Origin of the sequence: Micromonospora noduli, assembly GCF_003264365.1 — a bacterium.
GTDB classification, from domain to species: domain Bacteria; phylum Actinomycetota; class Actinomycetes; order Mycobacteriales; family Micromonosporaceae; genus Micromonospora; species Micromonospora noduli.
On the sequence record NZ_PYAK01000166.1, the window covers coordinates 1 to 428 of the forward strand.

Below are 428 nucleotides of genomic sequence, written 5' to 3' on the forward strand. Positions count from 1 at the left end.
TGTCAGCGATAGCTTTGGCTTCGTATAATTTGGTAATAGTGGTGGATTTACCAGTACCTGGATTGTCCGATATTAACATAATTCTTTTGTGAAGAATTTCAGAAACTAAATTTTCCTCCTTAAGCACTCGGCTCTCTGCCCTTTGCTTTCTTAACTCGTTCTGGTACTCGTTTGAATATTCCAGATCGGAATCGTCCTCGTCATTCTCGGATAACTCAGCCTCCCAGTCATCGTCGTATTCCTCAGTTTCCTCGTTTGCTTTGATTTCTTTGAAAATGTACCTTATACTTTTTGTGGATCCGTATGAATTTTTCCAAGCAAACTGTTCGTTCTCCATTTTGAACGAGTGGACGTCTTTACCCGGCTGACTTAAAATTTTGAAATTTTCTTCGGCTTGTTTGTCATCCAAACACTTTACATGGCTATTG

The 428-nt window shown here is 39.5% G+C and carries 1 protein-coding gene; it reads right to left on the reverse strand.

Annotation, left to right across the window (positions count from 1 at the left end; all coding sequences use genetic code 11):
- Positions 1 to 337, reverse strand: a 337-nt coding sequence (locus GUI43_RS33625) for a hypothetical protein (protein WP_211326806.1), incomplete at its 3' end; no start/stop codon positions are given.
- Between the last annotated feature and the right edge of the window lie 91 nt (positions 338 to 428).